This window comes from Pseudomonas sp. R3-52-08, from assembly GCF_003851745.1.
Taxonomy (GTDB): Bacteria; Pseudomonadota; Gammaproteobacteria; order Pseudomonadales; family Pseudomonadaceae; genus Aquipseudomonas.
Genome location: NZ_CP027730.1, coordinates 5,780,259 through 5,799,067, shown reverse-complemented (window position 1 = coordinate 5,799,067; position 18,809 = coordinate 5,780,259). Strand labels below are relative to the sequence as shown.

Sequence of the window (18,809 nt, the reverse complement as noted above, 5' to 3'; positions counted from 1 at the left end):
ATGCATCCCAATGATGATGACCGCACTCAGTTCATGCCGCGCCCAGGCGGCCGTGCGCCGGAACCTGCGCGTGCGGAGCCGGCGCCCTTGTCGATGCCGGCCGCGCCGATGCTCACCGGCAAAAGCCAGGGCCTGAACCCGCTGGAAAGCGCCGCCGGCCCGCTGCTGGCCTTGCTGACGCGGTTGCGCAACACCATCGCGCACCCGGCGCCAGCTAGCCTGCGCGCGCAGTTGTTGGCCTATCTGCGCCAATTCGAAGAGCGCGCCGAAGCCGCCGGTGTGGCGCGCAACGAAGTGCTGCTGGCCCGCTACGCGCTGTGCACCGCCCTGGATGAAGCCGTGTTGAGCACGCCCTGGGGCAGCACCAGCGATTGGGGCAAACAGAGCTTGCTGATCACCGTGCATAACGAAGCCTGGGGCGGCGAAAAGGTCTTCCAATTACTGGACCACTGCCTGCAAAGCCCACGGGAACGCCTGTACCTGCTGGAGCTGTTGTACCTGTGCATGTGCCTGGGGTTCGAAGGCCGCTACCGCGTGATGACCGACGGGCGCAGCCAGTTGGAAGCCTTGCGCGAGCGCACCGCCGCCGCGATTCGCACTGCGCGGGGCGAGCACGAGCGTGAGCTGTCGCCGCACTGGCGCGGCGTGACCGTGGCCCGCGATCGCCTGGCGCAATTCATGCCGCCGTGGATTGCCGTGGCGATCGGCCTGGCGCTGCTGCTGGCGTTGCTGTTTGGCCTGCGCATGCTGCTGGCGTCGCAGGCTGAACCTGTGTTCAAGAATATCCATGCCCTGGGCGAGATCCCGGTGCAGGCCATCGACCGTCCGGTGGCGCAGCCAAAAGTGATCGAACGGCCGCGTCTGGCCGGGTTCCTGGCCGAAGACATCAAGGCCGGCCGCGTGGCCGTGGAAGACAAGGTTGATCGCTCGGTGGTGACAATTCGTGGCGATGAACTGTTTGCGTCCGCCAGCTCCAGCATCGTCGATGACTACCAGCCGCTGATGCTGCGCATCGCCGACGCGGTCCGCAAGGTCAAGGGCCAGGTGCGGGTGACCGGCCACAGCGACAATCGTCCGATTGCCACGCTGCGCTTCCCGTCGAACTGGGCGCTGTCCGAAGCGCGGGCCAAGTCGGTACTGGAAATCCTTGCGGCCAAGACTGGCCAGGCCGAGCGCTTCAGCGCCGAAGGCCGCAGCGACACCGAGCCGTTGGCGACCAACAGTACGGCCGAAGGCCGTGCCCGCAATCGTCGGGTTGAAATCACCGTATTGGCGGAGGGCGTCGAGTGAAGGCGTTGTTCAGTTTCATGATTCGCTGGGTGATCCCCGTGCTGGGTTTGATCGCCCTGGGCTTGATCATCTGGTTCGTCGGGCCGTTGCTCGATGTGCTGGTGCCGGAAGGGCGCCGCTGGGCGCTGATCATCCTGGTGTTTGCGCTGTGGATCGCCTATCGCGTGCTGCGCATCATCCAGGCGCGCCGTCAGGCCGCCGAAGTCATGCGCAGCCTGGCCGCAGAAACCCCGGTCGACCCCAACAGCGTCGCCACCGCCGAAGAGCTCGGCACCCTGCGCCAGCGCATGGACGAGGCCTTGGCGCTGCTCAAGAAAGCCAAGCTGGGTGGCGACGAACGCCGCAATCTCTATGAGCTGCCGTGGTACGTGATCATCGGCCCACCGGGTTCGGGCAAGACCACCGCGCTGGTCAATTCCGGGCTGCACTTCCCGTTGGCTGCGCAGTTGGGCGCCGGTGCGGTGCGCGGCGTCGGCGGCACGCGCAACTGCGACTGGTGGTTTACCGACCAGGCCGTTTTGCTCGACACCGCCGGGCGCTACACCACCCAGGACAGCAACTCCACGGTCGATAAGGCCGCCTGGCTGGGCTTTCTTGACCTGTTGAAAAAGCAGCGTTCACGCCGCCCCATCGACGGCGCGTTCATTGCCATCAGCCTCTCGGATCTGCTGCTCGGGACCGACGCCGAACGCGCCGCCCACGCGGCCGCGATTCGCTTGCGTATCCAGGAGCTGTACACCCAGCTGGGGGTGCGTTTCCCGATCTACCTGATGCTGACCAAGCTCGACCTGGTGCCGGGCTTTATGGAGTTCTTCGACAACCTGAGCAAGGAAGACCGCGCCCAGGTGTGGGGCATGACCTTTGCCCTGGACGACGGCAAACACAGCGACAGCCCGCTGGCCCATCTGCAGAGCGAATTCGCCGGCCTGGAGCAACGCCTCAACGAGCGCCTGGTGGAACGCCTGCAACAAGAGCGCGACCCGGCGCGCCGCGACCTGATCTATGGCTTCCCGCAACAGTTCGGTGCGCTGAAAGACTGCCTGCAAAGCTTCCTCGAAGGGGTGTTCAAACCCAACGCCTTCGAAGAGCGCGTGCTGTTGCGCGGCGTGTACTTCACCAGCGGCACCCAGGAAGGCAGCCCGATTGACCGCCTGATCGGCGCCATGGCCCAGAGCATGAACCTGGACCGTCAGCACCTGGCGCGCCAGAGCGGCACCGGGCGCAGTTACTTCATCGAAAAGCTGTTCACCGCCGTGGCGTTCGCCGAGCGTGGCCTGGTAGGGGTGAACCCGAAAGTCGAGCGCCGCCGCAAGTGGATCGCCCGGGGTGTGCTGGCCGCCACCGTGGCCACCGTGGTGGTGGTCAGCGGCCTGTGGTGGGTAAGTTATCGCGCCAACCAGGCGTATATCGCCCAGGTCGATCAGAAGGTCGCGCCCCTGGGCCAGGCCGTGCAGAACCTCAGCCCGGCGCAGCGTGAAGTCTTGGCGGTGCTGCCGCTGCTCAACGCGGTGAAGAACCTGGCAGGCGATTCGCCGAGCTGGTCCGAAGGGCTGGGGCTGTACCAGGGCGACATGCTCGAAGCCGAGTCCGCGAGCGTCTATCGCAAGTTGTTGATTGCGGTGTTCGCGCCGCGCCTGGTCACGCGCATCGAAGAACAATTGCATGGCGGCGGCAACTCGGACTTTCTCTACGAAGGCCTCAAGGCCTACCTGATGCTGGCCGACAGCGAGCATTACGACCCGGACTTCATCAAGGCCTGGATCGCCCTCGACTGGGACCGCAACCTGCCACGCGACCTGCCGGCCGATCAGCGCCAGGCGTTGACCGGGCATTTGCAGGCACTGTTTGACCGCCACCCACCGAATGCGCGCCTTGACCCACGCCTGATCGATGACCTGCGCCGTCAACTGCAACAACTGCCGGTGGCCCAGCGCGTCTACGACCGGGTCAAGCGTCAGAAACTGCCCGACGGCATCCCGGACTTTCGCCTCAACGAAGCCGCCGGCCGCGATGCTGCGCTGGTGTTCAGCCGCAAGAGCGGCAAGCCATTGGGCGAACCGCTGAGCGGGTTTTTCACCGCCAAGGGCTATCGCCAGGGCTTTTTGCTGAGCAGCCTGAACCAGACCGGTACCCTGGCTGAAGAACAATGGGTGCTCGGCCAGGCACAGGCCGATCAACAGAACGTGGTGAGCCTGGCCGCCGATGTGCGCCGCTTGTATTTCCAGGATTACCAGCGCCAATGGGATGCGTTGCTGGCAGACATCGACTTTGTGCCGATCACCAGCGTGGCCCAGGCGGCCGATGTGCTGCGCGTGATCTCCGGGCCGACCTCGCCGCTGAAAAAGCTGCTGGTGGCGGTGGCCAGGGAGACTGACCTGCAAGCCGAAGAGCGCCAATTGGCCGCCAAGGGCGTGCCGGTGGAGGGCGGTGTCGACAAGCTCAAGGAGCGCCTGGGCAGCCTGCTCGGCCAGGAGCAAGCGAGCGCCAACGCGCCTGCGGCTGCGGATGACCCGGTCACCGCGCATTTTGCCGAACTCAACAGCATCGTCAGCAAAAACGAGGGCGAGCCGGCGGCGATCGACGGCCTGCTATCGGACATGAACGCGCTGTATGTGCAGGTCAGCGCCATGGTCGGTGCCAGCGGCGATGCCTTGCTGGGCGAGGCGAAGAACCAGGCGGCAGCGGCGGCCACGCGGGTCAGCCTGAACGCCGAGCGCCAGCCTGCGCTGGTGCAGGGCATGGTCAAGTCGGTGGTCAATTCCACCACCAACAGCATGATGGGCGGCGTGCGCAACCAGCTGAACGCGGCCTGGGTCAGCGAAGTGGTCAACGTGTATCGCCAGTCCCTGGCCGGGCGCTACCCGATGTCGCCGGGCAGTGCGCGGGACGCGACCCTGGATGACTTCGGCCAGTTCTTCGGCGTCGGCGGGGTGATGGATAACTACTTCCGCAAGTACCTGCAGCCCTACGTCGACACCTCGGCCCAGACCTGGCGCTGGCAGCCGGGCGCGGCGCAGAAGCTCGGCATTGCGCCGGGCGTGCTGCAAACCTTCCAGCGCGCGGCAACGATTCGTGACGCGTTCTTCAGATCGGGGGGCACCCAGCCCATCGTGCGCTTCGAACTCAAGCCGGTGTCGATGGACCCGACCATCACCCAGTTCCTGCTTGATCTCGACGGCCAGCAACTGAGCTACGACCACGGCCCGAGCCGGCCGGTGGCGATGCAATGGCCGAACCCCGGCAGCAGTGGCGTGGTGCGTATCTCGATCATGCCGCCAGCGGCCAGCGGACGCTCCGGCGTGACCCTCGACGGCCCCTGGGCCTGGTTCCGCCTGCTGGAACAATCGGACCTGACCGCCGGCAACTCGCCGGACCGCTTCAACCTGCGCCTGCGGGTCGACGGCGCGAGCATTGCCTACGAGCTGCGCGCCAATAGCGCCTTCAACCCGTTCAAGAGCCGTGTGCTCAGCGGCTTCAGCCTGCCGGAGCGGCTATGACCACGCTGGGTTTCTACGGCAAGTTGGCCAGCCGCGGTGATTTCGTCAGCCGCGCCTTGCCCCAGAGTTTTATCGGCCCGTGGGACAGCTGGCTGGCGGCGGGTTTGCTCGCCAGCCAGAACAGCCTGGGCGCTGATTGGCTCAACGCTTATCTGGTCAGCCCGCTGTGGCGCTTCGTACTCGCGCCAGGCGTGTGCGGGCCGGACGCGGCGGCGGGTGTAGTGATGCCGAGTATTGATCGGGTCGGGCGTTATTTTCCGCTGGCGGTGGTGGCGGTGCTTGATCACGACACCAACCCCGCCGCCCTGGTGGGCGGGCCGGATGCCTGGTTCGAACAGACCGAAGAGCTGCTGCTCAGCACTCTGGACGCGGGCGCGACGTTCGAAGGGTTCAACGATGGCCTCGACCGCCTGGGCGTGCCGGCGACCGAACCGCGTGCGCTCGACAGCCGTTTCGCCGGCTTGCAACGGGTGGCCGCCAGCGTGCCTCACGGGCGCATGGCGGCGCTCGCCGAACAGGCCTGCGAAGGGGCCAGCCTCTGGTGGGGCCGGGGTTCGCAGCGTATTTCCCCCGGTTTATTACGGTGTCAGGGCTTGCCTGCCGCCCGCGATTTTGCGCAGTTTTTGCTCGGACAAGAAGGTGTGGTGTAGATGGGGGCGACGTATCAATCGGCGAGCAAAAGCCATGTGGGCATGGTGCGCCAGGTCAATGAAGACGCATGCCTGGACCTGCCGCAAAACCGCCTGTGGGTGGTGGCCGATGGCATGGGCGGCCACGCGGCGGGGGATTATGTCAGCAGCCTGATTGTCGACAGCCTGCGCAATGTGCCGGTGGGGCGCTCCCTTGAGGAATACGCGGCCGCCTTGCGCAACGACCTGATCCGCATCAATGCGGCGGTCCGTGAAGAAACCGCCAATCGGGGCGTGACCATGATGGGTAGCACCGTCGTGGTGCTGGCGGCGCGCGGCTTGCGCGGGGTGTGCCTGTGGGCCGGCGACAGCCGCCTGTACCGCCTGCGCGACGGCGAGTTGGAAAGCATCTCCCGCGACCACAGCTACGTGCAGGACCTGCAAGACAGCGGCCTGCTCAGCGAAGCCGATGCCCGTGTGCACCCGCGCGCCAATATCGTGACCCGTGCGGTGGGCGTGGAAGCGCAACTGGACGTGGCGGCGGTCGATCTGCTGATCGCCCCCGGCGACAGTTTCCTGCTGTGCAGCGACGGCCTGACCAAGACCGTCGAGGACCACGAAATCCGTGAGGTCCTCGGCCACGACGCGCCGGATGAAATCGTGCGCAGCCTGGTCCACCTGGGGCTCAATCGCGGCGCACCGGACAACATCACCACCATCGTCGTGAAGGTGTCGCCATGAACATCGTCATCCCCGGTTATGACATCGAGGGCGAGATCGGCGAAGGCGCCATGGCCAACGTGTACCTGGCGACCCAGCGTTCGCTGGAGCGCAAGGTGGCCCTGAAGGTGATGGCGGCGGCGCTGGCGGCCGACCCGAGCTTCTGCGAGCGCTTCCTGCGCGAAGGCAAGACCCTGGCGCGCTTGTCGCACCCGCACACGGTGACCATCCATGACATCGGCAATGTCGATGAGCTGTACTACATGGCCATGGAGTACCTGCCCAACGGCACGCTCAAGGAGCGCATCGCCGCCGGGCTGACCCCGGAGCAGGGCGTGACGCTGATCCGCCAGATCGCCTCGGCGCTCGGGTACGCCCATGCCCAGGGCCTGGTGCACCGCGACGTGAAGCCGGCGAACATTCTGTTCCGCGCCGATGGTACGGCGGTGTTGTCGGACTTCGGCATCGCCAAGTCCCTGGACGACCGCACCCAATTCACCCAGGCCGGCTTTGCCGTGGGCACGCCCAGCTACATGAGCCCGGAACAGGCTCGCGGCCAGGAGATCGACGGGCGCGCCGACCTGTATGCGCTGGGCGTGGTGCTCTACGAGATTCTGGTCGGCGAGCTGCCTTACAGCGGCACCGATGCGCTCTCCACCGCATTGGCCCATCTGACGGAGCCCTTGCCGGAGTTGCCGGTGCACCATGGCCGTTACCAGGGCGTGCTGCGCAAGTTGCTGGCCAAGGACCCGGCGGAGCGTTATCCGGATGCGACGGCGTTGCTGCTGGCGCTGGATCAACTGCCGGCGGATTCGCCGGAGGCCACCCTGGTGCGGCCGCTGCCGATCCCCATCAGTTTTGACCTGGCGGGGATCACGCCGGAGTCCATCGAAATACCCACGGACAAGCCACAACCCGCGCGTCAACCGGTAGTCGCGCCGGTGCACCACAGCGAACAGCGCCGTGGGCCGGTAGTGGCGCTGGCGGCGGTTGCCGTAGCGGTGGCACTGGCCATCGGTGGCGCCAGTTACTGGTGGTTGAGCGCCGCCGACGAGCCGGTCAAGCCGCCTGCTGCCGTGGTGCCTGCAGCCAAGCCACCTGCGGCGGTTGCGGATGGCGGCCAGCGTCCGTTGCTGATGGCCGGCAAGAAAACCCTGTTCCAACGCGTGCTCAGCAAGCCCGGCGCCAAACTGTCTGCCGATGCGGGCAGTGCACCGGGCAAAGTCTTGCCGGCGTTTTCCGTGCTGTATGTGTACCAGCGCAAAGAAGTCGACGGCAGCCCTTGGGTGCGTGTCGGCGCCGCTACCGACGGACGCAGCGACGGTTGGTTGCCGGCCTCCCAAGTCAGTGACTGGAAGCAAAGCCTGGTGCTCAAATTCACCGAGCGCTCAGGCCGTGCCCCGGTGATGTTCCTGCGCCAGTCCGCTGAGGTGGAAAAACTGCTGGCCGATCCGGCTGCGGCGAAAGCTGTGTTGGCCAAGGCGCAGAACAACCGCGACGACAATCAACAAGTGCTGGCCCTGGAACCCACCGCCAGCGCGGTGCCGCAAAACCAGTTCTACCTGCTGCCGATTTTTGATTCCAAAGAGAGCTTCGACGACAACGGCCAGCCCGTGCAGCTGCTTAATGTCGCCTCCATCGACCCTGGCAGCAGCGCGGTCGCCAAGCCGGCGACGCCCGTGACCAGCGCCAATGCCGACGCTTTCCGCACGGCGGTGGTGCTGGTGGTCGATACCACCGTGTCGATGCAGCCGTATATCGATCAAGTGCGCGACGTAGTACACGAGCTGCAAACCCGAATTGCCGAGCGCGGCGAGTTGGACAGCGTCAGCTTCGGGCTGGTGGGCTTTCGCAACAGCATCAAGAAAACCCCCGGCCTGGAATACGTGGCCAAGACCCTGATCACCCTCGACCAGGGCCGCGATCCGCAACGCTTCCTCGACATGGCGCGTCAGGTCAAGGCCTCGACGGTGTCCAGCCATTCGTTCAACGAAGACGCGTTTGCCGGGGTGATGCAGGCGGTGGACGGCATGGATTGGTCCGGCTACGGCGGGCGCATCATCCTGCTGGTCTCCGATGCCGGTGCGTTGCGCAAGAACGACCCGTTCGCCGCCACCCAGATGAACGAAGCCGAAGTGCGCCAGGCGGCGTTGGGCAAGCAGATCAAGATCTACGCGCTGCATCTGCGCACTGACGCCGGCAAGAAAACCCATGCCGGCGCCGAAAGCCAGTACCGCATCCTGACCGCCGACGCCAACCCACGGATCGGCGACCTGTACACGTCGGTGCCCGGTGGTGACGTGCACAAGCTCGGTGAGCGCGTCGACGAGATTGGCACGGTGTTCGCCAACCTCGTGCATCAGGTGCGCAGCAACACGCCGCAGCCGGTGCCGCTGCTCAGTGCCACGCCGAGCCTGGCGGATAAATCCGCCGCGGTCGGTTATGCGATGCACATGGATTTCCTTGGTCGCAAAACCGCGAGCCAGGCGCCCCAGCTGGTCAGCGCCTGGACTGCCGACCGCGACCTGACCAACCCGGCGCTGCCGGCGTTCCAGGTGTGCGTGATGCTGACCAAGCTGCAATTGAACGACCTGCAGCAGTCGCTGAAACTGATCGTCGATGCGGCGCGCAAAACCCAAAGCTCACCCAAGGACTTCTTCCAGGAAATCGCCAGCGCCTCGGCCTATATGAGCCGCGACCCGCAGGCCCTGCGCAAAGGCGGCAATCTGGCCGACGGCGGCCTGCTGGGCGAATATCTGGAGGGCCTGCCGTATCGCAGCAAGTCGCTGAACATGACCCAGGACCTGTGGTTGTCGTTGAGCGTGGCCGAACAGGAAGACTTTATCGACGAGCTGGATTCGAAAATCCGCCTCTACGAGACCTTCCACAATGACCTGGCCAATTGGGTGCGTTTCGGCGATGCCGAACCGGGCGACGCGTTGTACCGCGTGCCGTTGTCGACGTTGCCGTGATGCTGAGCCTGAACGCGGTGCACAAGAGCCGGGGCGTCGGCAGCCAGCGCTATAGCCTGGTGGTTCCGGCGCTGCAGCTGCGCGCGGGTGAACAACTGGCGATTGTCGGGCCCAGCGGCTGCGGCAAGAGCACCTTGCTGGACATGTTGGCGCTGGTGTTGGCGCCGGATCGGATCGGCCAGTTTGAGTTCAACCAGTTCGACATCGGCGGGCTTTGGCGCGCAGACAGCCAAACCGCCTTGGCCCAGTTGCGCAGCCGGCATTTGGGCTATGTACTGCAGACCGGCGGGCTGCTGGGGTTTCTCGATGTGCGCGGCAATATCGCCTTGTCCCGCCAGTTGCTGGGGTTAAAGGACGACGGCAGCGTGGCGCGCCTGGCCGAGCAGCTGGAAATCAGTGACCAGTTGGACAAGCGTCCGGCCGCGTTGTCGGTGGGCCAGCGCCAGCGTGTGAGCTGTGCCCGCGCCTTGGCCCACGCGCCGCAACTGGTACTGGCCGATGAGCCGACCGCATCCCTCGACCCGCTCAATGCCGAGCGCGTGATGCAGGCGCTGCTGGCCCAGGCCCGTGAACACCGCGCCGCCTGTGTGATTGCCACCCATGATGAACCCTTGGCCCGCGCCAGTGGCTTGCAAGTGCGCCGCATCGGCTGCCGTCGCGATGCGGACGGCGGCGTCACGGCGACACTTGGGGAGGCGTGCTGATGCGCATCGCCCTGGTCTCGTCGCTCGCTTGGCAGGACTATCGCAACGATGCGTGGCTGTCGGCCTGTTCGGTGCTGGCGCTGGTGGCGGTCATCGCGCCATTGCTGGTGTTATTTGGCCTGAAGTTTGGACTGGTTAGCAGTTTGACCCAACGCTTGGAGACCGACCCCGCCACCCGTGAAATTATTCCGCTGGGCGGCGGTCGATTCAGCAGCGCCCTCGTCGAGCAGCTTGGCCAGCGTAGTGATGTGGCGTTTGCCATCGCGCGTACGCGGCAGATTGCGGCGACCGCGCAGTTGGGCACCGTGGTAGTGGAGATGCTGCCGACCGCTGCGGGCGACCCGTTGTTGGCTGGCTTGCCGATGCCGAAGGGCCTGGACCAGATCGTGCTCAGCCATACCGCCGCCGAAAAGCTCGCGGCCCGGCCCGGCGACTGGCTGGAGCCCCGCTTTGCGCGGCAACTGGCGGGGCGCGTCGAGGCGCAGCGCACGCGGGTGCAGGTGCTGGCGGTATTGCCGTTGGAAGCCTTCGCCCGTGACGGGTTGTTTGCTGACCTGGCGTTGCTGGAGGCGGTGGAAGATTACCGCGATGGTCGCGCAGTGCCGGCGTTGCAGTGGGAGGGTGAAGCGGCGGGTGTGGGCGAGCAGCGGGTGTACCCGGCGTTTCGTTTGTATGCGCGCACGCTCAGCGATGTGGAACGGCTGCGGCTGTATTTCGCCGGGCAGAACGTGCTGGTGTCGACCCAGGCGCAAACCATCGCCCAGGTGCAGTCGTTGAGTCGCAACCTGTCGCTCGTATTCTGGATCATCTGCGGGTTGGCGTTGGCCGGTGCGTTTGCGGCGACCTTCGCCGGGGCGTTGGCGGCGGTGGCGCGTAAACGTCGGGAGTTGTCGGTGTTGCGCTTACTGGGCTTTTCCACCGCTGCGCTGTTGCTGTTCGTCGTGATGCAGGCGCTGTACAGCGCAAGTTTTGCCGCCGTACTCAGTGCCGGGCTGTATAGCCTGGCCGAGGCGGGTTTGAATCGATTATTCGTGCAGGTGCCGGGCGAATACGCCAGCCATCTGTTGGCGCGTCACTACGGCTTGGCCCTGGCGGCTGTGCTCGGCGTCAGCGCCGTGGCGGCGGCATGTGGCGGTTGGCGAGTGGCGCGTATCCAGGCTTCTGAAGGAATCAGAGATGTTTAAGTTATTGGGCGCCTGTGTGGCGCTGAGCCTGGCCTCGCTGGCCTGGGCCGATGAGGCAAGCGACAAGCTCGACAACCCCAAGCCGTTGCCGGACGACGTGAGCCTGCCGCTGCCATGCGAAGGCAATATGGTGTTCCGCTACGCCTATGTGCTGGCCCAGGGCACCCTGGACGACCGTGAGGTGAGCCTCGGTTATCCCTTTGCCGAAGGCGAGGCGGGCTACCAGCAATCGTTTATCTCCGGTTACCGGCGCGACTTCATCAATGGCCAGTTCACCCTCAAGGACCTGCCCAAGGACTGGAACACCGTCATCGCGCCGCTGATGCCGAAGACCGACGCCAAGACCCCGCTCAAGCCCATGCTGTACTTCATCGGCAAGTACGAAGTGACCGCCCGCCAGTACGCCCAGGTAATGTCCCAGGCGCAGTCGCTGGCCAGCGGCGAGCCGGCGCCGGCCTGTGATGCGCCTGAGGGTATGGCCGGGCGCTTGCCCAAAGTGAAACTGTCGCGCTTTGAAGCCGAGCGTTTCTCGGCGGTGTACAGCGCCTGGCTGATGAAATACCACCGCGAGTTACTGCCGGTGAGTGGGCGCGGTGCCTCGGCCGAAGACGGCGGCCTGGGCTTTGTGCGCTTGCCCACCGAAGTGGAATGGGAATTCGCCGCGCGCGGTGGCCAGGCAGTGAGTCGTCAGGACTTGGAAGGCCGCCTGTTTCCGCGCCGCGTCGAGGGCAGTGAAAACGACGGTCCACTGAGCGATTACGCGGTGTTCAACCAGGTCGCCGGCGGCACCGGCCAGGCGGCACGGCTGATGCCTATCGGCACCAAGCTGCCCAACCCGATCGGGATGTTCGATGTGATCGGCAACGCTGCGGAAATGGTCCAGGAATCCTTCCAACTGGTGCACGCCGGGCGCCGCCAGGGCACCTATGGCGGCTTCGTGGTCAAGGGCGGCAATTACCTGGAAGGCGAAGGCACCTTGTTCACTGGCATGCGCCGCGAGTACCCGCTGTTTGCCGCCGATGGCACCGAGCAAAGCAACGAGACCACCGGGTTTCGCGTGGCGATTGGCGCGCTGTCGGCGCCGCGCTCGCGCTACAAGGAGCTGTTTGCGCAGTGGCAGAAAGAAGGCCGCCTGGCGTCGCTGACCGACGCCATCGACGACGCCCAGGACCCGACCAAGCGCCTGGACAGCATCATCGCCGCCAGCGTCGACCCCAAGCTGCAGGCCGAACTGGGGCTGGTCAACGAAGAGCTCAAGCGCAACGTTTCGCTGATCGCCCAGCAGCGCGAGGAGGCGGCAGGCAACCTGATTCAGTCCGCCGCGTTGGTGGCCGAGACCATCAGCAACTACAACATCCGCCTGGCCAACCTGCAGAAGAGCCGCCAGCAAGCCGTGGATAATAAAGACCAGGCCAGCGCGCAGCTGTTCGACATGGCCATCGCCAATGGGCGCAGCGCGCTGGACGGCGCCGTGGCGATCTACATCGACAACCTGGCTACCGGCACGCGCTACACCGATGCGGTGATCCAGACCCAGTTTCAACGAATCAAGGAAGAGTTGGATCGCAAGCCGGTGCTCGGCAAGAGCCTGGTGACGCGCGCGACACTGTTCGTTCGCCATGTCGGCAACTACCGCAAGCAACAGCGGGCCGACCCGGCGACGATCTTGAAGGAATTGCTCGCAGCGAGCGGTCAGCGGTCTTGATCGTTGGCTGTCTAGCGAGCTTGGAAGGGACTCAGGCGGCGGTGGGCCGTGCTGGGCAAGTCAAACTTAATAGAGATCACACCTATGCTTTTTTCCCGTAAGACGGTTTCCAAGCGTCACCTGCTGCTGATTGCGGCCGGTTTCAGCACCGTGTTGACCGGTTGCGCAACGTCGCCTGCGTCCAAGGTCGCGTCAAGCACCAAGGTTGAGTACTACCCCAACTGCTACGAGCCGGTGCAGCACCTGCGTGCTACCGATTCGAACATGACCAAGTCGGTGGTGACCGGCGCAGCCATCGGCGCGGCCGGCGGTGCCTTGCTGGGCGCCCTGACCGGCGACAAGGAAAAGCGCGGCCGTAACGCCGCTATCGGCGCAGCGGGCGGCGCCCTGGCGGGTGGCGCGGCGGGTTACTACACCGAGCGTCAGAAGCAGATCAGCGATGACAACCAGCGCATCGCTTCCTACTCCACCGACTTCAACAAAAGCGCCTCGGACATCGACCGCAGCACTGCTTATGCCAAGGCTTCGCAACAGTGCTACCAGAGCGCATTCACCAAGCTGGTCGCAGACCGCAAGGCCAAGACCGTCAACGACACCGAGGGCCGCAAGCGCCTGGCGGAAATCGTTGCGGGCCTGAAGGAATCCAATGACTTGATCGTTGCAGTCAACGGCAAAGCCAGCGAAGACCTGAACAACTACACCCAGGCCTACGAGAAAGACCTGCAGCAGGTTGGCGTGCAGCGTAGCGACGTGGTGACCGTGGCCACCGCCGACACCACGCCTGTGGTCACTCCGGCCAAAGGCAAGAAAGCCGTGAAGCCGGCCAAGAAACCCGTGCTCCCGACCGTGCCGAAAGAAGCGGTGACCACCGAGAAGAGCATCCAGACCGTTCAGGCCAAGCAGGCTGAAAGCAAGCAGGTCGCCAGCTCCGGCAAGGCTCAGCTCGAAGGCAGCTGCCGCGATCCAAACCTGGCCGACTGGGCCCCGGTTCCTTGCCCTAACGTTTAAGTAACCTGTTGCTATAAGCGTTAAACGTCAACCGATCTCCCGCTAAAGCGCGAGATCGGTGGCGTTCTGTTTGCAAATCGTTACACTGCTGCGGCCACTCAATAATTACACCGAGGCCGTGTGCATGAAATTTCGTCTTCTCCTGTGGGTGCTGGGCCTGATGATGGGCAAAGCCAGCCGCACCAACCCCGCCTTCCAGCAGCAGCTAGGTGACAAAGACCTGGCCTTCCAGCTGCAGACCCTCGACGGCAAGGTTGCCCGTCACTTCATCGTCAAAGACCAACGCATCACTAGCCGCTCGGGTGTACACCCTGAGCCGGCGTTTGCGATTGCCTTCAAAGACGCCGCCTACGGCTTCGCCACGATGCAGGCGAAGAACAAGCAACTGGCGTTCATGACGGGGATTCAGGACAAATCGATCCAGATCAAGGGCAACCCGGGGCTGGTGATCTGGTTCCAGGGGTTGACCAAGTATCTGAAGCCGAAGAAAAAGAAGTAAGCGTTCAGTGATCGTTCCCACGCTCTGCGTGGGAATGCCGCTTTGGACGCTCCGCGTCCGCTCTTAAGTGGTGACGCGGAGCGTGGGAATGATCAGGTTCAGTGCTGGCTGAACTGCGAGGCTAGTTCGCGCAACAACACCTCGGCATCCAGCACCTTGCCGACCACGTCTTCAGCCTTTTCCCGGCTCAAGCCCAGGCGCTCGAGCAGCGCATCCGGAATGGTTTCATCCGGCCCGGAACCGATTCCTCGGCTGCGCAACAGGCGTACGGCCAGGCACACCAGGTTCGGGTATTCGGCGTACTGCCCGTCATAGCTCGGGTCGTGCTGGAAGCGCAGGGCGGTGGACAGTTCGTCCGGCATGTCCCAGTAACGCATCAGCCAGGCGCCGATCTGCTCGCGGCTGATGCCCAGCAGGTGTTGTTCCACGTAGCTGTGGCACAGGTGCGGGTTGACCTCCAGGTGGCGGCAGATCAGCGAAAAGTGCGGCGGGAACACATGGGCCAGTAGCAGGTAACCAAAGTTGTGCAGCAACCCTGCCAGGTAGGTCAGGCCGGCTTCCGGGCGCTGGGCGCGGGGCATGGCGCGGGTCAGGCCTTCGATCACGGCGGCGGTGTAGATCGACTGGTGCCAGTACGGCGTGGACGGATGCGGGCGGTCCTTGGGCAGGCTCAGGGTTTTACCCAGGGCCAGGCCCAGCGCCAGGTTGATCACCAGATCGAAGCCCAGCACGCGCACGATGGCGTCTTCCACCGAGCGGATCTTGCCCGGCGAAGCGTAGTAGGGCGACGCCGCCCAGCTCACCACTTGGGCGGCCAGGGCCGGGTCGGTTTCCACCACGCCGGTGATGTCGTCGATGGTGGCGTTGGGGTCGACACGCAGCTTGATGATCTTCTGCGCGGTGTCGGCCAGCGGCGGAATCTCGATGGTCGCTTCCAGGCGTTGCTGAATACGGCGGGCAGTGAATGCCTGCATCGCCTGGGTGATTTCCTCACGGTCATCATTGGGGCGGTCGAGGTTGGGGCGAATGTTGCTCAGGGGCTCGCCGAACTGAGCCGCACTGGCCTTGGTCAGCATGGTCTTGAAGTACTCGCTGGCGATTTCCAGCAGCAACCCGGCTTCGCCCGAATGCACCAATAGACTCGGCTCGTTGAGCAGGCTGCCTTCATACAGGCACGGCGAACTGGTAAGCGGCGGCAGGCCCGGCAGCAGGTTCAGCTCATGCTTGCCCAGCATGCGCTCGACGCGCTCCGGCGCCACGGCGGTGAGGCGCCGACCGGTGAGCTCGGTAAGGCGGTTGAGGTCGAGCAACTGGCTTTGGGGGAACAGCACCATGAGCGCGCCAACGGCATCTTCGAGCAGTACCGCCTGGACCTTTCGCGCAGGGTTCAGGCCCGTCTGTTCGGCGACTTCCGTGTAGGGGATGGCGAGCTTTGCGAGCAACGCCCGAATGACCGGCGGGGCGGTCAGTGGGGCGGTAGCGAGGGCAACTTCTGACATGGCCTGATCCAATTTTTTTCATTCATTGGAGTATAACCAGCTTGGTAGAGGTGTAGGTCGGATAAGTGAGCCGGCTGTCACACTTGGCCGTATTGCTGCCCGTGCCGCAGCCAGCGGTTGAGCAGCGGGCTGACATGCTCAGGCCAGCGTTCCAGCAGCGCCTGCGCCGCATCGCGCACTGCGGGCAACAGGTCGGCGTCGCGCATCAGGTCGGCGACCTTGAATTGCAGCAGACCGGTTTGGCGGGTACCGAGCATTTCTCCCGGGCCGCGCAGCTCGAGGTCTTTTTCGGCGATGACAAAGCCGTCGTTGGTTTCGCGCATGATGCCCAGCCGTTGGCGGCCGATCTGCGACAGCGGCGGGTGATACAGCAGCACGCAATGGCTGGCGGCGCTGCCTCGGCCGACGCGGCCGCGCAACTGGTGCAGTTGGGCCAGGCCCAGGCGTTCGGGGTTTTCAATGATCATCAGGCTGGCGTTGGGCACGTCCACGCCGACCTCGATCACAGTAGTGGCCACGAGCAGTTGCAGGTTGCCGGCCTTGAACTCGGCCATCACTGCAGCTTTTTCGGCAGGTTTCATACGGCCGTGGATCAGCCCGACCTTGAGCTCGCCCAGGGCACTGGTGAGGTCTTCATAGGTGGTTTCGGCGGCCTGGCAGGTCAGCTCCTCGGACTCTTCGATCAGCGTACACACCCAGTAAGCCTGGCGGCCTTCGGCGCAGGCGCCGCGCACGCGCTCGATCACTTCGACGCGTCGCGTGTCGGTGACCAGCACGGTGTTGACCGGCGTACGGCCGGGGGGCAGTTCGTCGAGGATCGAGGTGTCGAGGTCGGCGTAGGCACTCATGGCCAGGGTGCGTGGGATGGGCGTGGCGGTCATGATCAACTGGTGCGGGTTCATGCGCCCGCCCACGCCTTTCTGGCGCAGGGCCAGGCGCTGTTGCACGCCGAAGCGGTGCTGTTCGTCGATGATCACCAGGGCCAGGTTCTTGAACTGCACTTCGTCCTGGAACAGCGCATGGGTGCCCACCACCATCGGTGCGCCGCCGGCAATCTGCTCCAGCGCCGCTGCGCGCGTCTTGCCCTTGAGCTTGCCGGCCAGCCACGCGACTTCCAGCCCCAGCGGCTCGAGCCAGCGTTTGAAGGTGATGAAGTGTTGCTCAGCGAGAATTTCCGTGGGCGCCATCAACGCGACCTGGTAACCGGCTTCCAGGGCCTGCAAGGCGGCGAGGGCGGCGACCACGGTCTTGCCCGCGCCCACATCGCCCTGGATCAGGCGCAGCATCGGTTCCTGCTGGCTGAGGTCGTAGGCTATTTCGTTGCCGACGCGGTGCTGCGCGCCGGTCGGTGCGAAGCCCAGGTTGGCCAGGTATTGCGCGGGCAGGCGCGTGGCTTTGGGCATCGCCGGTGCGCGCAGCGAGCGCATGCTTTCGCGCAGGCGCTGCTGGGACAGTTGATGGGTCAGCAGTTCTTCGAAGGCCAGGCGATGCTGGGCCCAGTGATGGCCGAGGGCGAGTTCGTCCACATCGGCGTCGGCCGGCGGGTGATGCAGGTAGCGAATCGCATCCGCCAGAGGCGCCAGTTGATAGTCGCGGGCCAGCTCCAGCGGCAGCCAGTCGGGCAGGCTTTGCGGGCCGAGCATCGTCAGGGTTTGCATGCACAACTGGCGCAGGCGTTGCTGGGTAAGGCCTTCGGTCAGCGGGTAGATCGGCGTGAGGGTGGTGTCCACCGGCGGCGGTTCGTCGCCGGTAATGGCGCGGTACTCCGGGTGGTAGATCTCCAGGCCCGAGGCCCCCGGACGCGCTTCGCCGTAGCAACGCACGCGGGTGCCGCGCTTGAGGCCTTCTTTCTGCGCATTGCTGAAATGGTAGAAGCGCAGGCTCAGGCCACCGGTGCCGTCCTGCAGGCGCACCACCAGGCTGCGGCGCTTGCCCATTACCACGTCGGCGCCGCTGACGGTGCCTTCGATCACCGCGTCCTGGCCGGGACGCAAGTGGCCGATGGGCACGACGCGGGTGCGATCCTGATAGCGCAGCGGCAGGTGGAACAGCACGTCCTGGAGGTTCTCCAGGCCGACCTTGGCGAGTTTCTCGGCCATGGCCTCACCGACACCCTTGAGTGCCGTCACCGGCACCTGCGACAGCTCAGTCATACGGTTACTTAGCTCGCAGCAGGCGGCTTGGCCACCGAGCACAGGCGGATCGAGTCGGCGAGGATCTCAATCGCTTTTGGCCGTGGAAAGCTGGCGCGCCAGGCGATTGCCACGGTACGGAAGGGCACTGGCGGCGTAAGTGGGCGCACTTCGATTACGCCGGGGGCGTAGTGATGGCTGTCTACCGCCGACAACGGCAGGATCGAAATACCCAGGCCGGACGCGACCATGTGGCGAATGGTCTCCAGGGAGCTGGATTCCACCGTGGTGTGCTTGGCGCCGTCGTTGCCTTTGGTCAGGGTCGGGCAGGCTTCCAGCACCTGGTCGCGGAAGCAGTGGCCTTCGCCGAGCAGCAGCAGGCTCTTGTCATTGAGCAGGCCGGCGTCGATGGTTTCCTTCTGCGTCCACGGGTGCGAGGCGGGCATCAGTACGTAGAACGGCTCGTCGTAGAGCGGCAGGGTCAACACGTCCGCCTCGTTGAACGGCAAGGCGATGATGATCGCGTCCAGCTCGCCGTTGCGCAGTTTGTCGCGCAGCACGTGGGTGAAGTTTTCTTCGATATACAACGGCATTTGCGGCGCGACGCGGTGCAGTTGCGGGATCAGATGGGGGAACAGGTACGGGCCGACGGTGTAGATGGCGCCGACCTTGAGCGGTGCGGTCAGCTGGTTCTTGCCGGCCTGGGCCAGCTCGCGAATGCTTTGCGCTTGTTCCAGCACCTTCTGGGCCTGGGCAACAATGCCTTCGCCCACCGGGGTGAGGCGCACGGCGCTCTTGCTGCGCTCGAAAATCAGCACACCGAGTTCGTCTTCGAGCTTTTTCACGCCCACCGACAGCGTCGGCTGGCTGACGTGGCAACGCTCGGCCGCGTGGCCGAAGTGCTGTTCTTGGGCGAGGGTCACGATGTAGCGTAATTCTGTAAGAGTCATAGCGGGCGTCCATGAGGTTG

At 64.9% G+C, this 18,809-nt stretch carries 13 protein-coding genes; 10 read left to right on the top strand and 3 right to left on the bottom strand.

Going from position 1 to position 18,809, the window contains the following annotated elements; all coding sequences use genetic code 11:
* The 10 genes from C4J91_RS26875 (at window position 1) to C4J91_RS26830 (ending at window position 14,208) form a co-directional block, all read left to right on the top strand.
* A complete protein-coding gene (locus C4J91_RS26875; protein WP_124364997.1) occupies window positions 1-1,290 on the top strand; it encodes a DotU family type VI secretion system protein in 1,290 nt (429 codons plus the stop codon).
* Window positions 1,287-4,787: a type VI secretion system membrane subunit TssM gene (gene tssM / locus C4J91_RS26870; protein ID WP_124364996.1), complete on the top strand. Its 3,501-nt coding sequence runs from the start codon at window positions 1,287-1,289 to the stop codon at window positions 4,785-4,787. Before C4J91_RS26875 ends, tssM begins: the two co-directional genes overlap by 4 nt.
* Window positions 4,784-5,437, top strand: coding sequence for a type VI secretion system-associated protein TagF (tagF, locus tag C4J91_RS26865; protein WP_124364995.1), 654 nt, complete (start codon window positions 4,784-4,786; stop codon window positions 5,435-5,437). Before tssM ends, tagF begins: the two co-directional genes overlap by 4 nt.
* Window positions 5,438-6,157 carry a PP2C family serine/threonine-protein phosphatase gene (locus C4J91_RS26860; RefSeq protein WP_124364994.1) on the top strand — a complete coding sequence of 240 codons (720 nt, stop codon included), beginning with the start codon at window positions 5,438-5,440 and terminating at the stop codon, window positions 6,155-6,157.
* Complete coding sequence (locus C4J91_RS26855) at window positions 6,154-9,108, top strand: serine/threonine-protein kinase (protein ID WP_124364993.1); 2,955 nt, start codon at window positions 6,154-6,156, stop codon at window positions 9,106-9,108. The genes C4J91_RS26860 and C4J91_RS26855 overlap by 4 nt, the downstream gene beginning before the upstream one ends.
* Complete coding sequence (locus C4J91_RS26850; protein ID WP_124364992.1) at window positions 9,108-9,812, top strand: ABC transporter ATP-binding protein; 705 nt, start codon at window positions 9,108-9,110, stop codon at window positions 9,810-9,812. Before C4J91_RS26855 ends, C4J91_RS26850 begins: the two co-directional genes overlap by 1 nt.
* Window positions 9,812-10,996 (top strand): ABC transporter permease, encoded by a 1,185-nt coding sequence (locus C4J91_RS26845; protein ID WP_124364991.1) that lies wholly within the window; start codon window positions 9,812-9,814, stop codon window positions 10,994-10,996. Before C4J91_RS26850 ends, C4J91_RS26845 begins: the two co-directional genes overlap by 1 nt.
* The gene (locus tag C4J91_RS26840; RefSeq protein ID WP_124364990.1) at window positions 10,989-12,701 is read left to right on the top strand and encodes an SUMF1/EgtB/PvdO family nonheme iron enzyme; all 1,713 of its coding nucleotides are present in this window, start codon (window positions 10,989-10,991) and stop codon (window positions 12,699-12,701) included. Before C4J91_RS26845 ends, C4J91_RS26840 begins: the two co-directional genes overlap by 8 nt.
* 84 nt (window positions 12,702-12,785) lie before the next feature.
* Window positions 12,786-13,709, top strand: a complete 924-nt coding sequence (tagQ, locus tag C4J91_RS26835) for a type VI secretion system-associated lipoprotein TagQ (RefSeq protein ID WP_124364989.1) — start codon at window positions 12,786-12,788, stop codon at window positions 13,707-13,709.
* A gap of 124 nt (window positions 13,710-13,833) precedes the next feature.
* Window positions 13,834-14,208, top strand: a complete 375-nt coding sequence (locus C4J91_RS26830) for a helicase (RefSeq protein WP_124364988.1) — start codon at window positions 13,834-13,836, stop codon at window positions 14,206-14,208.
* A gap of 98 nt (window positions 14,209-14,306) precedes the next feature.
* On the opposite strand, the gene C4J91_RS26825 is transcribed toward C4J91_RS26830, so the two are convergent.
* From C4J91_RS26825 to C4J91_RS26815, 3 genes are all read right to left on the bottom strand, one after another.
* Window positions 14,307-15,707 (bottom strand): aminoacyl-tRNA deacylase and HDOD domain-containing protein, encoded by a 1,401-nt coding sequence (locus tag C4J91_RS26825; RefSeq protein ID WP_124364987.1) that lies wholly within the window; start codon window positions 15,705-15,707, stop codon window positions 14,307-14,309.
* A gap of 77 nt (window positions 15,708-15,784) precedes the next feature.
* On the bottom strand, window positions 15,785-17,860 hold the full coding sequence (recG, locus tag C4J91_RS26820) for an ATP-dependent DNA helicase RecG (protein WP_124364986.1): 2,076 nt from the start codon (window positions 17,858-17,860) through the stop codon (window positions 15,785-15,787).
* A gap of 8 nt (window positions 17,861-17,868) precedes the next feature.
* Complete coding sequence (locus C4J91_RS26815; RefSeq protein ID WP_124364985.1) at window positions 17,869-18,789, bottom strand: hydrogen peroxide-inducible genes activator; 921 nt, start codon at window positions 18,787-18,789, stop codon at window positions 17,869-17,871.
* Window positions 18,790-18,809 lie beyond the last annotated feature (20 nt).